Source organism: Streptomyces sp. NPDC004752, from assembly GCF_053601275.1.
Genome location: NZ_JBSGBN010000071.1, coordinates 20,755 through 34,179 on the forward strand (window position 1 = coordinate 20,755; position 13,425 = coordinate 34,179).

Sequence of the window (13,425 nt, forward strand, 5' to 3'; positions counted from 1 at the left end):
AGCGACGCGGTCGTTGCCCGGAGGTGACCCCCTGAGCGTCCGGCCCGGCCGTCGCCCTCGACGGTGAGATCCAAGGTGCTGGCGTCTCAGAGTTCGTGCGTGTCCCAAATTGGGACACGCACGCCGGTTGGTCCGAGCCACCTGCCCTGGGCATCATGAGGGCCCGACGCGTGAGGGCCGCACGCCTCGGTGGCCGCGACGAGGAGGTCGTATGCCGGACCAGAACAGCAGGCTGCTGCGTATGGCGGCTGCCCGAGCCGACTTCCTGGAATACGGACGGCAGGGCGCCGCGGGCGTTCCCGACATCCTCGCCGCGTCATGGGAGCGCAGTCAGCGGGCCGGGATCGACATCACCCGTCCGTCCACGGACTTCAGCGACGACATCGACACCAGCTGCCGTCTGGTCCGCTGCGCCGAGCCGGTCCTCGACCAGCTCGGCAACGACACCGCCGACCTGCCACTGGTCATCGCCCTCACCGACAGCCGGGCCCGCCTGGTCCAGCGCCGGGACTCCTCCTCGGCGGTCGGACGGCTGCTCGACCGAGTCGACTTCGCCCCGGGATACAACTACGCCGAGGGGAAGAAGGGCACCAACGGGGTCGGGACCGTGCTGGAGGCGGGGCAGGCCGTGTCCGTCGTCGGGCCGGAGCACTTCACGGAGGAGCTCCAGGCATTCGCCTGTACCGGTGCGCCGGTCATCGACCCGCTGACCGGGCGCATCGAGGGCATCCTCGACATCTCCACGCTGGCCGACGCATGGAATCCGCTGGTGCACACGCTCGTCAAGTCGGCGGCCAGGGACATCGGGCGCAACCTCCTCCTGGACCGGAACCAGGCCCAGCAGGCACTGTTCGAGACCTATCTGAGGGCCGACGCCCGCTCGATGCGACAGGCGGTCTTCGCCATCGCGGAATCGGTGTTCATGGCCAATGCCGCGGCCCAGGCCCTGTTCGACCCGGTCGAGCAGCTGGCCGTCCGGGAACACGCGACCTTCCTCATGGCCCGCCGCGATCGCGTGAACGAGACGATGACCCTGCAGTCCGGCCGGATCATCCATATCCGCGGGACCCGTATCGTCTCGGGCTCCGAGACGGCCGGCATCGTCGTCGTCGCCGACACCGTCACCGTCACCGGCCAGGCGTCGCGTGCGGGGACCTCCGTCCCCAGGACGGGGTTCGACGACCGTGTCCTGCCCCGGGTGGCGATGGCCGGCGCCGAGACCAGGGGTCTCGTCGGCGACCTGCGCCGACCGCATGTGCCGATCGCCTCCGGCTCGTCCCCGGCATGGATGCGCGCCTGCTCGGAACTGCGCGACGCGCTCGCCGCGAAGGCTCCGACGATCGTCCTCGGCGAGACCGGGGCGGGCAAGTTCACCCTCGTCGCCGAGCTGTTCCACACCGACCACCCCGGTGGCCACAGTGTCTCCGTCGACGCGACCCAGTTGCGGTCCGGTGGCGAGCGGGACCTCGACGCCCTGCTGGGCGGCGCCCGGGAGCAGACCCTGTGCATCGTCCGGAACATCGACCAGGCGAGCACAGAAGGAGTCGAACGCATCGGTGAACTCTTCACGACCCTCGGTTCGACGACGGCTCCCGTCACCTTCGCCGCGACGGTATCGGACTCCAGCCTCGACTCCGACCTGCCGTTCCATGCCCTCCTCGGACACTTCGAGGTCGCGGTGACCATCCCACCGCTGCGCTGCCGCACCGAGGACCTCACGCTCATCGTCAACCGGCTCCTGGAGGAGATCGCCCCGGGCCGGCGGGTCCGGCTCTCCCCCCAGGCCATGCGGACCATCGCTCAGTACACCTGGCCCCGCAACGTGTCGCAGCTGCGCGAGGCGCTGACCCATGCGCTCCATGCGCGGCCGGTGGGGGAGATCCAGAACCAGGACCTGCCCAGCTACTGCCAGACACGGTCCCGCAAGAGCCTCTCGCGGATCGAGGCCGCTGAGCGTGACGCGATCATCGAGGCACTACGGGAGAAGGACGGGAACCGGGTCGCCGCCGCGGCGCACCTCGGCATCTCGCGGAGCAGCCTGTACCGGAAGCTGCAGTCGTACGGAATCACGGCCTGACAGGTGGCAGTACCGTCCCACATGGGGGCATTTCGCATCCTTTTGCGCGCCCTCGCGGCCCTCGCGGCTCTTCGGCTTTCCGGCTCTTCGGCAGGGCCGGCCATATGCGGCTCGATGGGCCGCTCAGGTCGGCCTCGTGCACAACATGGGCGGTCTCGCGGTCGCTCGCGGTCGCCGACGATTACGCGATGGTGCTCCATGCGTGACACTGAAGGTGACGTAACCCTCTCTGGGTGAAGAGGCTCAGATGAGCAGTACCTGGGACGATGCTGCTGCCCTCGCGGGTGCCTACGACAGGCTGATGTCCGGCAGGACCGTGGGAGAGGTCGTCCGCAAGCCGATCCTGAGTTCTTGGCGGCGATGTCACCTCCGGGGCGTCGCGGCCGACGGCTTCGAGGTCCCCTACGACTCCGCCCTGGACTTCGGAGGCAAGCTCGCCCACGCCGCCGGCCCGGTACTCGACCGTCTGGAGTCCGTGCTCTCGGGTATGCCGGTCACCGTGTTCCTCACCGACGAGCAGTCGCGGATCATGGAGCGCCGGGGAGGCGAGCCCTCCCTGAACCACTACCTCGACCGGCTGCAGATCGCCCCCTGCTTCGGCATCCCCGAGGAACTCGTCGGCACCAACGGTATCGGCACAGCCCTCGCGGCGGCCGGGCCCACCCTCGTGGTCGGCCGCGAGCACTTCGCCGATGCCTGGCGCAGACTCGCCTGCGCGGGCGCGCCCATTCGCGATCCGTTGAGCGGGCAGTTCCTCGGAGTGCTCGACCTGACGTGCAAGGAGCGCGATTCCGACCTGGCCATGCTGGAGGCCGTGACCGAGGCGGCCCAGGGCATCGAGCAGCGGCTGCTCGACGGCGTCAGCGCACGCGAGCGTGCCCTGCTGGATGCCTACCAGGACGCCTCCGGCCGGAGGGGGAGGGCAGCCGGCCGGCCGACAGGGACGTCCCCGACGTCCTGGGACTTCCTCGACCCTGGTGATCGACTCATCCTGGAGGAGCGCGCGACCGAGCTGATCTCGTCGGGTCAACCCGGTCTCGCCGAGGTGCGGCTCAGCCATGGACGCACGGCCATCCTCGTCAGTCGGCCGATCGGAAGCTCGTGCGGCGTGACGGGTGTCGCCGTCGAGGCCGCCTTCCCCGGCGTCGGCGTTCGCCCGCTCCGTCCGCGGCAGTCTCGGGAGCCCCCGGAGCCCCCGGAGCCCCCGGAGCCCCACACGCCCGGCATGGAATTGCCCGGGGCGCACGGTCACCTGTCGGGGCGCCCCCTCCTGACCGCGCCGTCCGCCGCGTCCACTGCCTCCGCCGAGTCCGCTTCCGCCGCTTCCGCCGCTTCCGCCGCGTCGGCGGCACCGGCGGCACCGGCGGCACCGGCGGACCGGTGGCTGCTCGCCGTCGGCGAGCCCGTCATCGGCCGGCTCGCCCTGCGCGCACGTCAGCGCCTCGGCTTGATCGCCGATGCCGGTTCCCGGATCGGAACCACGCTCGATGTGTCCCGGACCGCCGGGGAACTGACCGAGGTGGCCGTTCCCCGGTTCGCCGACTTCGCGGCCGTCGACCTGCCGGACTCGGTGCTGCTCGGCGAGGAACCGATCCGGGTGGACGGCCCGCTGCGTCGGGCGGCGATGGGCGGCGCGTACGAAGCCTCCCACCTCCACGCGCTGGGCGACCTGATCACCATCGCTCCGTCCGCACCACAGGCCCAGGCACTGGCCACGGGCGAGCCGGTGCGCGAACGGACGCTGTCCCGGGCTCCGGGGTGGATGGCCCATGATCCGGTCCGCGGCTCCAAGATCCTCGGTGCGGGCGTTCACTCCCTCATCGCCGTGCCCATGCTCGCCCGCGGTACGGTCCTGGGCGTCGTCAGCTTCTACCGTTCTCGGGCGCACCACCCCTTCGAGGAGGACGACCTGATCCTCGCGGAGGAACTGGTGGGACACGCCGCCGTGTGCATCGACAACGCGCGCCGCTTCACCCGTGAGCACGCCATGGCACTCACGCTGCAGAGGAGCATGCTCCCGAGCGGCTTGCCCCTTCAGCACGCGGTGGAGGCGGCCCACCGCTACCTGCCCGCGGCGTCCGGGGTGGGAGGCGACTGGTTCGACGTCATTCCGCTGTCGGGGGCACGGGTGGCGCTGGTCGTCGGCGATGTGGTCGGGCACGGCCTGCACGCAGCGGCGACCATGGGGCGGCTGCGCACCGCGGTCCACAACTTCTCGGCGCTCGACCTGGCGGCCGACGAGATCCTCACCCAGCTCGATGACCTCGTGGTCCGCCTCGACCTCGACGACCAACGGGCCGGAAAATCCTCCATGGGAATCGTCGGCACGAGCTGCCTGTACGCCGTGTACGACCCCAGCACGCGGCGCTGCACCTTGGGACGGGCCGGCCATCTGCCGCCCGCCATCGTCCTCTCCGACGGCACCGTGGAATTCCCCGACGTGCCTGCGGGCCCGCCGCTGGGCCTGGGCGGCCTGCCCTTCGAGACGGTCGATGTCGAACTGCCCGAAGGCAGCCTGCTCGTTCTCTACACCGACGGGTTGATCGAGCACCTCGGCGGGGGCGACCTCGAACGCGGCCTCGACCGCTTGCGGAGCGTCCTCGCCGCGCGCGGCCGAACGCCGGAACGGGTCTGCAAGGCGCTGGACGCTCTCATCCCGGCGGAGCCCTCGGACGATATCGCCCTTCTGGTGGCCCGCACCCGAGCCCTCGACGCCGGCCAGCTCGCGACCTGGGACCTGCCCGCCGACCCGTCGGTCGTCTCCCGGGTGCGCGAGGACGTCATCGCGCGGTTGACCCACTGGGGCCTGGGAGAGCTGGCGTTCACCACCGAACTGGTCGTCAGCGAGCTGGTCACCAACGCGATCCGCTACGGCTGTGAACCCATCCAGTTGCGCCTGCTCCATGACAGCACGCTGATCTGCGAGGTGTCCGACGGCAGCAGCACCGCCCCCCGTATGCGCCGGGCACGAACGTTGGACGAGGGCGGGCGCGGGCTCTTCCTGGTCGCCCAGCTCACCCAGCGCTGGGGCACCCGGTACACCACGCGAGGCAAGGTCATCTGGGTAGAGCAGTCGCTGCCCGGACAGCCGGTCTGACACGCACGTCCTACTGAGGGCGCCGGCCGACTCCTGCCCCCCTTCCGCCCGCACCGCATCAGGCGCCCTGGCGCCCGCGTTGTCACACCGCCGAACACCAAGATCTCCGACGGAGTCGAGCTACGGGCGCTGTGACCTGTGTTCAAGGCGTTGAGTTGTTCGCCCTTGGTCAGGGGTTGGTAAGACGACTGTTTCGGATGTTAACCCGCTGGGCTTGGCCGGTTTTATGGCGCGCAGTTGTCCGGGCAGGCGGCGCGAGCAGTGTTTCGGGCATGACGACGTATCTGGAGATCGCTGACCGGCTTGCCGCTGAGCTGGCCGCTTCTGAGGCCGGCACCCGGGTGGCGAGCGAACCCGAGCTCGCGCATCGGTTCGGGGTGGGCCGGGCGGCTGCCCGGTCGGCGCTGCAGGAGCTGGAGCGACGTCTGCTGGTGCGCCGTGTGCAGGGCTCGGGCACGTTCGTGAATTCCCGTATCGACTACGTGATCTCCGGCGGCCACCCGCCGGCGTGGCAAACGATCGTGGAGGCTGCGGGCGCCAGGCCGCGGGTGATGGTCAAGCCCGTCGACCGGGTCGGGCTGCCCGAGGCCGAGGCGGAGTGGCTCGAACGCGAGCCGGGCTCGCCGGCGTATCACGTCGTGCGGGAGTTCTACATCGACGATGTCCTGGCCCGCTGGGCCGAGGAATGGATCCCGGTGGACGTCCTGCCCGACCTGGACTTGGCCCTGCAGGCGGTCGACTCGATCGACGGGGTGCTGCGGCAGATGGGCCGGCTACGGCCGGTGCGCGCGTGGTACCGGATGAGTCTGGAGATACCGCCGGTCCATGTGCTGGGGGAGCTGGGCATCGAGGCGAGCAGCCCGGTCTACCGCTGGGAAAGCCTCAGCCGCGACGCGAGGAACGGCCGGCCGCTGAGGCGGAGCGCCGCGTGGATCAGGGCCGATGTGGTCCGCGTCATCGTCGAGCTGACCGAAACGATCCTGGAGGAGGAAGAGTGACCCATGTGTGGAGTCGCGAGCAGCGGTGTGCGTTGCTTGCGGAGGCCGAGCGGGAGGAACTGGTCGCGCTGGCGGACGAGTGTCTCGCCGACGGCGTCGCGGTGCGTGTGCTGAGTGGGCCGGAGGTGGGGGTGGTTGCCGCGCAGGTCCGTGAACCCGTGCTGGCGGAGCGGTTTCTGCTCGGTGATGTGCTCGCCTGCCGGGCCGAGGTGGAGTTGGCCGGGCGGCGTGGCTGGTCGATGCGGCTGGGTGACGACCGTGTCGCCACCGTGGCGGCCGCGGTGCTTGATGCAGAGGTCGAAGCGGCCGGTCCGTGCTCGGCCCGTGTCGAAGAGCTGTGTCGGACCGTGGCCCGCCGGAGGGCGGACCGGGAGGCCGCTGAGTGGGCGGAACTGGCCCCCACGATCGTCGAGTTCGAGGAGCTGACATGACCGCTGTGCTGGACAGGGTCGCCGGGGCCAGGCTGCGGCCGGAGGAATCGCGGCTGGTGTTCCGCGCGGTGCTCGACGCGCTGGCCCGCCCCGGCCGGATCGTCGAGCTGCCGCCGGACCGCGTAGGTGGCGTGCCCCCCGTGTTGTTGCCGGTGCTGGCGCTGGCCGACCTCGCTACCCCCGTCGCGGTGCTCGATGAGGGTGAGGACTGGGCGGATGTGGTCGGTGTGGTCACGTCCGCGCCGACGGCGGCGATCGGTTCCGCCCGGTTCGTCGCGGCGACCCGCCCGATGACCTCGGACGAGCTGCGCGCGGTCAGCCGGGGAAGCGCCCTCGCGCCTGAAGAAGGTGCGTTTGTCTGTCTGCCGGTGTCCGAAGTGGCCGGGCAGGACTGGGTGTTGTCGGGCCCCGGTGTCCCAGGCTCGATAGCGGTGTCCGGGCTGGACAGCCTGGTGGAGGCGCGGGCCGAGGCGGTGGCGGATTATCCGGCCGGCCTGGATCTGCTGTTGATCACTGAGGACGGGCGGATGGCCGGTATTCCCCGCACGACCGTCATCGAGAAGAAGGAGTCCTGATGGGGTACTCGGGAATCCGAGGCGGGCTGGAAGCCATTCTCGCCGCGGAAGACCTGGTGCGGCACGCACGGGACCACGCCCCGGCGCCATGGGCATCGACCGAGCAGATCACCGCACGGTTCCGGCTGGCCGTGGACCAGGTGATGGGGGAGGGCAGCCTCTATCACGAGCCGACGGCCGCGGCGGCGCTGCGGCAGGCCGAGGGCGATCTGCTGGAGGCGGCGCATCTGGTGCGGGCACACCGGTCCACGCTGCCGCGGCTGGCCGTGAGCGAACCGGTCGACCCGGACGAGATGACCGTGCTGCGCCGGATCGTGCCGGCCGTCTCTCAACCGGGCGGCCCGCAACTGCTGGGCCGTACGACCGACTACACCGGCCGCCTGCTCGAACAGCCCGACGGCCCGCCGCCGCCACGAACCAAGAAGCCTGGTCCGGCGCCCGAGCGCAGCGAGGAGCAGCGCCGCCCGCGCCGGTTCCTCGACCAACTGCGCAAGCTGGATCTGGTCGCCGACCAGCGTCTGCGCGACGACCCGGACCCGGTTGACATCGCGCGTACGTCGGCCCGCCCGCCCGCCGCACGGTCGGCGGTGCTCGCATCGTTGGCGCGGGCCGAGACCGGTGGGCTCGTGGCGCTGTGGTACCGGTCGATGAGGGGCCCCGACGACGACGTTCACCACTTGTCGCTGGGCGAGCTGCGACACGGCCGTGTACCACTGCGGGTGCGGCACCCGCACACCGGCAATCCGGTGGTGCTGGGAGAGTTCCGGGCGACCGAGGTCGAGTCCATCGAGAGTCTCGACGGCGCCGACGAGGACACCACCCGGCTTGACGTCGGCTACGGGTTCTGTTTCGGCCACAACGAGCGCAAGGCGATGGCGATGGCCACCCTGGACATCGCCAACCGCCGTTTCGGCCGCAGGGACTTCTTGGAGCAGCTGCTCCTGCTCACCACGGACGGACTCGACTCCGGCGGGTTCCTCGAACACATGAAGCTGCCGCACTACGTCACGTTCCGCTCTGTGCTGGAGCGCAAGCAGGCCATGCGGGCCGCCGCGGAAGCCGCAGAAGCTACGGAAGGACCGGCCGAGCGGGACGCCGAGTCGGCCGGGAAGGAATCCTGATGACGACCACACTGGACCTTGTCGAGGAGCTGGAGCAGGAGCAGGGCCTCCTGGACGAGGGTGTCAAGCGGGAGATCCGCCGCGCGGCGGTCGCCGCGGTGTGCGTGCCCGGCTACCAGGTGCCGTTCGGTTCACGCGAGATGCCCGTCGCGCGCGGCTGGGGTTCGGGTGGGCTGCAGGTGACGCTCGGCCTGATCGGTCCCGAGGACATCGTGAAGGTGATCGACCAGGGCGATGACGCGGGGGTCAACGCCACCAACCTGCGCCGCCTGATCACTTCAACGGTCGGCTGCGCCGAGACCGCCGACACCCGCGAGGCCACCGTCGTCCAGAGTCGGCACCGCATCCCCGAGGAAGCACTCGGTGAGCAGCAGGTGCTCGTCATGCAGGTGCCGAGGACCGACCCGCTGCGCGGTGTGGAGAAGTCCGTTGTCAACAGTGCCCGCATGCATGCCGAGGCCGATTACGCCAAGATCTGGGTCAGCCTCTACGAGGACCTGGTCCTCAACGGCGTGATCACCAAGGGCACCGGGTATCCGGTGCTGGTCGGTGGTCGCTTTGTGATGTCGCCCAGCCCGATTCCGCGTTGGGATGTTCCCCGGCTGCACCAGGGTGGGCATCTGAGTCTTTTCGGTGCGGGGCGGGAGAAGAAGATCTACGCTGTGCCGCCGCACACCGATGTGCGCCCGCTGGCGTTCGATGATGTGCCGTTCGAGGTCGAGCATGCACCGGGTGTCGGGTGCCGGCTGTGCGGCAGCGACGATGTGTTCCTTGTCGACGCCGGTGCCGGCAGGGGATACCTGTGCAGTGACACCGAATGGTGCGCCCGGGTGCGGGACCGCGACGCCGATATCACCGCCCACCGTGAGCGTGCCCCGCTGCACCTGCTCCCCAGTCCTGAAAACCGTATGGCAGGTGCTGCGGCCGTGCGGCCGTATGCCGCTGCGGCCCGGCGGCCCAGTGGGCTGGAGTGGGCGCTGCGTGTGTCGGGCATCGGGAAGGTGCACGGCCCTGGCGGTGTCGGAGCGGTGCCCGGCACGGGTCCCGGGCACGGGACCGCCGTCAGCCCGGCCACCGGCGCGATCGTCGCGGCCTGGGACGTGTCCTTCGACGTCGCCCCGGGTGAAGCCCTCGGTGTGATCGGTGAGTCGGGCTCGGGGAAGTCGACCGTGCTCGGCTGTGTGACCGGCGGCCAGGAGGCCACCGCCGGCCAGGTGCACCTCGCCGCGGTCGACGGCGGGCGCACCGACGTGCTGCGGCTGCCCGCCGGCCACCGGCGCCGCCTGCTCATCAGCGAGATGGCCGTCGTGCACCAGGACCCGGCCGCCGGACTCAGCCTCGACGTGACCGCGGGCGGCAATATCGCCGAACGGCTCACCGCCGCCGGCTGGCGCAGTTTCCACGCCATCCGCCGCCGGGCCGCGGAACTGCTGGAACGGGTCGAGGTCCCCCTGTCGCGCATGGACGATCCGGTGCGCACGTTCTCCGGCGGCATGCGCCAGCGCGTGCAGATCGCCAAGGCGCTTGCGACCGACCCGCCGGTCCTGCTGCTGGACGAGCCCACCACAGGGCTCGACGCCTCGGTCGCCGCCGGGGTGCTCGACCTGCTGCGCGGCCTGCTCGCCGAACGGGACACCGCGGCCGTCGTCGTCAGCCACGACTTCGCGGTGATCGAAGCACTCACCGACCGCACCGTGGTGATGCAGCTCGGCCGGATCGTCGAACAGGGCCTGACCGACCAGCTCTTCCACGACCCGCACCACCCCTACACCCAGCGGCTCGTCGCCGCGGCCAGGAGGTAACCCCCATGCAACCCGTACTCAGCGTGCGCGGGCTGCACAAGTCCTTCGTGCTCCACACCGTCGACGGCCGGAGGGTGGAATCACTGCACGGAGTCGACCTGGACGTCCACGCCGGTGAACATGTCGCCCTCGCCGGCCCCAGCGGCGCCGGGAAGTCCTCCCTGCTGCGCTGCGTCTACCGCACTTACCTGCCCGATTCCGGCACGGTACGCCTGCGCACCAGCCACACGCAGACAGACCCGACAGACCCGACAGACCCGACAGACCCGACAGACCCGACAGACCTGACAGAACTGACCGGACTGGCCGACCGGGCCATGGCCCGGCTGCGCGGCCGTGAGATCGGCTACGTGTCACAGTTCCTGTCCGCACCGCCCCGGACCGGACCGTGGGAAGTCGTCGCCGCAGCCGCCCGACGCCGCGGCCTGGACCGTGCCGAGGCCCGCGACGCCGCCGCGGACGCACTGCAGCGGCTCAACCTCGACACAGCACTGTGGGACATCGACTGCAGTGTCCTGTCCGGCGGACAGCGCCAACGCGTGAACCTGGCGGCGGGCACCGTCCGCCCGCCAAGGCTCCTGCTCCTCGATGAACCCGTATCCGCTCTCGACCCGGCCAACCGCGAGGCCGCACTGGAACTGATCGGATCACTGGCCGCACAAGGCGTCGCCGTGCTCGCCGTGTTCCACGACCTGGACGCCATGCACCGACTCGCCACACGCGTCGTCCTGATGTCGGACGGACGGGTCGAACGCTCCGGAACTCCCTCCCAGATCCTGGCAGGTGCCGCATGACCACTCCAGGTATCGAACCCTGGACCCCGGCCACCCCACCCCCCAACTACGTGCTCGGCCACGTACGGGCCGTACTGCCCGACCGAGTACTCGACAACGCACGCATCGTGGTCCGCGACAACCACATCGCCGCGGTGGAAGCCCATCCCGCCGGGTCCACATGTGATGTCGACGGTCAGGGCCTGCTGTGCGTACCCGGACTCATCGACACCCATAGCGACGGACTGGAGAACGAGCGACTGCCGAGGCCGAACGCCGAACTGCCGCTTGAGTTCGCGTTCCAGTCGTTCGAGGGCAAGCTGCGTGCCGCGGGTGTGACCACCGTGTTCCACGGCGTCGGCTTCGAGGAACGCTCCGCCGGCCGTGGCCTGCCACGCACCATCCGGCAGGCCGAAACCGTGTGCGAGGCCATCGATTCCTGTCCCGCCGCGCTGGCCGATCACCGGATTCTGTACCGGCTTGACGTACGCAGCCCAGAAGGGCTGGCGGCGTTGCGGCGCCGACTCGACCAGGTCTCCGACGGTGCGCTGGTCTCGCATGAGGACCACACGCCCGGGCAGGGATCATTCCTCGACCTGGAGCAGTACACGCAGTACATGGTCCGGCAGCGTGGAATGTCCGAAGCCAAGGCGCGTGACTACGTCGACCGGCTCATCGCCGATCGCGACGGCAGGCTAGACGTGCGCGAGGAGGCGTTCTCCTGGTTCAGCGCCCACGCGGACCGCATCCGCCTGCTGGGACACGACCCGAACTCGGCCACCGAAATCGAAGAGCTTCTCAAACGGGGCGGAGCGGTCGCCGAGTTCCCCACCACCGTCGAAGCCGCACAGGCCGCGAAAGAGCATGGCCTGCCGGTGGTGATGGGGGCGCCGAACATCCTGCGAGGACAGTCCCACAACGGCAACGCTTCCGGACGCGACCTGGTCGCGCGGGGCCTGGTGACAGCCGTGGCCTCGGACTATCTGCCGTCGGGACTACTGGCCGCCGCGATCCGCCTTGCCGAAGAGGGTCTGGCGACGCTGCCCGCCGCCGTCGCGCTGGTCACCAGCGGCCCCGCCGAGGTCGCCGGGCTCCCGGACCGTGGCCGGCTCGCGCCAGGACTGCGCGCGGACCTGGTACTGGTCGAGTCACGCACGCCGTGGCCGACGGTGAGATCCGTGCTGTGGGGCGGGCGATGATCGAGATTCCGGACGGCACGCACCCCGCGCTGGCGGCCGTCGCCCGCGCGGCGATGACCGCGTTTCACGACGCACGCCGCGACCACGACCGCGCCGCGCTCGCCGAGAACATCGCCATGGGAGCCGACGGCACCCCCACCACCCGCCTCGACCTGCTGGTCGACACGGCGGTCGCGGAGACCGCCACCGCGCAGAAAGTGAACCTGATCAGCGAGGAGATCGGGGTGGTGGACAACGGCTCCGCTGTCACACTCGTCGTCGATCCGGTCGACGGCACCGCGAACGCCGTCGCCGGTGTGCCGCTCGCCGCGTTCGCCGGGACGGTCGCGGTCGACGGCAAGCCCGTCGAGTCACTCACCACCTGGCTCGACACCGGCCGCAGCTGGCATGCGAAAACCGGCGAAGGCGGCCCGTGGCGCACCAGCGGCAGGCGTGCACTCGACGGCGCCGCCGTGAGCCTGCTGCGCCCGCACCCGGCGAACGAGGCGGCCTGGCTGCGCGTCAGCCGCCGGGCCGCCCGGATCCGGGTCCTGTCCAGCAGCTGCCTTGAGGCGGCACTCGTCGCCCAGGGCAGCACCGACGCTTTCGCCGACGCCGGATCCGACACCCACCGCATCGTCGACATCGCCGCCGCGTCCGTCCTCGTCCCCGCCGCAGGCGGCGCCGTGATCGACGCCTACGGCCGCCCGGTCGAGATCGACCCCGACCTCAACCGCCGCTGGTCCGGCATCATCGCCGCCACCCCCGAACTGGCAGACCAGCTCGCGGAAACCATCCGCGACTGACCCAGTCCAGTCCAGTCCGCTCGCCGAGGCCGACGGCCACCACGCCGAGGTCAGGCCGCCGACATCCTCGTCCGGGATCGCCGGGTCGGGATCGCCGGGTCGGCGACGATGGTCCGGATCGCGTCCAGCAGGGCCTGTAGGGCCTGTAGGGCCCGGTGGTTCTGCCGGCCGTGCCGCGCTCGGCCAACTCATCGCGTATCTCGGCGCGGTATTGCGCTGCCGCGCCGAGATGGCCTGGCCGAACCGTTGGCGGCCCAGTAGTACTCGCCGAAAAACCAACGGAGTAGCCCCTGATCTGGCCCGTTGCTGTGAAGCCGGTGGCTCGTTGGGCTGAACGCGTGAATCCGGCGGCGAGAGGGGCGGGCAGACGGCAACACGGGTGTTCTCGATGAGGAGTTGGAGGCCCTGCGGTCGTTCCCGGCGATCGGCAAGGACGAGCTGATCCGCTACTTCACGCTCACCCCGGCGGATGAGGCGACGCGCCCCACCCTCGTACGCCAGCGACCGATGCCGCCCGCCCCACGCCGGAGTCCCGCCATGCCTGCTGACTGAGTGTTTGATCCGGTG

At 70.6% G+C, this 13,425-nt stretch carries 11 protein-coding genes; all 11 read left to right on the forward strand.

Annotation, left to right across the window (positions count from 1 at the left end):
- Positions 1–211 precede the first annotated feature (211 nt).
- Positions 212–2,077, forward strand: coding sequence for a sigma-54-dependent Fis family transcriptional regulator (locus tag ACWEKM_RS26930; protein ID WP_451623816.1), 1,866 nt, complete (start codon positions 212–214; stop codon positions 2,075–2,077).
- Positions 2,078–2,324: 247 nt separating this feature from the next.
- Positions 2,325–5,174, forward strand: a complete 2,850-nt coding sequence (locus ACWEKM_RS26935; protein ID WP_451623817.1) for a SpoIIE family protein phosphatase — start codon at positions 2,325–2,327, stop codon at positions 5,172–5,174.
- Between the two features lie 272 nt (positions 5,175–5,446).
- Positions 5,447–6,172, forward strand: coding sequence for a GntR family transcriptional regulator (locus ACWEKM_RS26940; protein WP_451623818.1), 726 nt, complete (start codon positions 5,447–5,449; stop codon positions 6,170–6,172).
- Positions 6,169–6,603: a phosphonate C-P lyase system protein PhnG gene (locus tag ACWEKM_RS26945; RefSeq protein ID WP_451623819.1), complete on the forward strand. Its 435-nt coding sequence runs from the start codon at positions 6,169–6,171 to the stop codon at positions 6,601–6,603. Before ACWEKM_RS26940 ends, ACWEKM_RS26945 begins: the two co-directional genes overlap by 4 nt.
- Positions 6,600–7,178, forward strand: coding sequence for a phosphonate C-P lyase system protein PhnH (gene phnH / locus ACWEKM_RS26950; protein WP_451623820.1), 579 nt, complete (start codon positions 6,600–6,602; stop codon positions 7,176–7,178). Before ACWEKM_RS26945 ends, phnH begins: the two co-directional genes overlap by 4 nt.
- Complete coding sequence (locus ACWEKM_RS26955; RefSeq protein WP_451623821.1) at positions 7,178–8,299, forward strand: carbon-phosphorus lyase complex subunit PhnI; 1,122 nt, start codon at positions 7,178–7,180, stop codon at positions 8,297–8,299. The genes phnH and ACWEKM_RS26955 overlap by 1 nt, the downstream gene beginning before the upstream one ends.
- Entirely contained in the window at positions 8,299–10,101 is a 1,803-nt protein-coding gene (locus ACWEKM_RS26960) for an alpha-D-ribose 1-methylphosphonate 5-phosphate C-P-lyase PhnJ (RefSeq protein WP_451623822.1), read from the forward strand. The genes ACWEKM_RS26955 and ACWEKM_RS26960 overlap by 1 nt, the downstream gene beginning before the upstream one ends.
- Before the next feature lie 5 nt (positions 10,102–10,106).
- Positions 10,107–10,895, forward strand: a complete 789-nt coding sequence (locus ACWEKM_RS26965; RefSeq protein WP_451623823.1) for an ATP-binding cassette domain-containing protein — start codon at positions 10,107–10,109, stop codon at positions 10,893–10,895.
- A complete protein-coding gene (locus ACWEKM_RS26970) occupies positions 10,892–12,073 on the forward strand; it encodes an alpha-D-ribose 1-methylphosphonate 5-triphosphate diphosphatase (protein WP_451623824.1) in 1,182 nt (393 codons plus the stop codon). The genes ACWEKM_RS26965 and ACWEKM_RS26970 overlap by 4 nt, the downstream gene beginning before the upstream one ends.
- Positions 12,070–12,858, forward strand: coding sequence for an inositol monophosphatase family protein (locus ACWEKM_RS26975; protein WP_451623825.1), 789 nt, complete (start codon positions 12,070–12,072; stop codon positions 12,856–12,858). The genes ACWEKM_RS26970 and ACWEKM_RS26975 overlap by 4 nt, the downstream gene beginning before the upstream one ends.
- Positions 12,859–13,254: 396 nt before the next feature.
- Positions 13,255–13,410: a hypothetical protein gene (locus tag ACWEKM_RS26980; RefSeq protein WP_451623826.1), complete on the forward strand. Its 156-nt coding sequence runs from the start codon at positions 13,255–13,257 to the stop codon at positions 13,408–13,410.
- Positions 13,411–13,425 lie beyond the last annotated feature (15 nt).

Coding starts and splice junctions, on each gene's coding strand:
- ACWEKM_RS26930 (WP_451623816.1), top strand. CDS start 212: ATGCCGGACCAGAACAGCAGGCTGCTGCGTATGGCGGCTGCCCGAGCC.
- ACWEKM_RS26935 (WP_451623817.1), top strand. CDS start 2,325: ATGAGCAGTACCTGGGACGATGCTGCTGCCCTCGCGGGTGCCTACGAC.
- ACWEKM_RS26940 (WP_451623818.1), top strand. CDS start 5,447: ATGACGACGTATCTGGAGATCGCTGACCGGCTTGCCGCTGAGCTGGCC.
- phnH (WP_451623820.1), top strand. CDS start 6,600: ATGACCGCTGTGCTGGACAGGGTCGCCGGGGCCAGGCTGCGGCCGGAG.
- ACWEKM_RS26955 (WP_451623821.1), top strand. CDS start 7,178: ATGGGGTACTCGGGAATCCGAGGCGGGCTGGAAGCCATTCTCGCCGCG.
- ACWEKM_RS26960 (WP_451623822.1), top strand. CDS start 8,299: ATGACGACCACACTGGACCTTGTCGAGGAGCTGGAGCAGGAGCAGGGC.
- ACWEKM_RS26965 (WP_451623823.1), top strand. CDS start 10,107: ATGCAACCCGTACTCAGCGTGCGCGGGCTGCACAAGTCCTTCGTGCTC.
- ACWEKM_RS26970 (WP_451623824.1), top strand. CDS start 10,892: ATGACCACTCCAGGTATCGAACCCTGGACCCCGGCCACCCCACCCCCC.
- ACWEKM_RS26975 (WP_451623825.1), top strand. CDS start 12,070: ATGATCGAGATTCCGGACGGCACGCACCCCGCGCTGGCGGCCGTCGCC.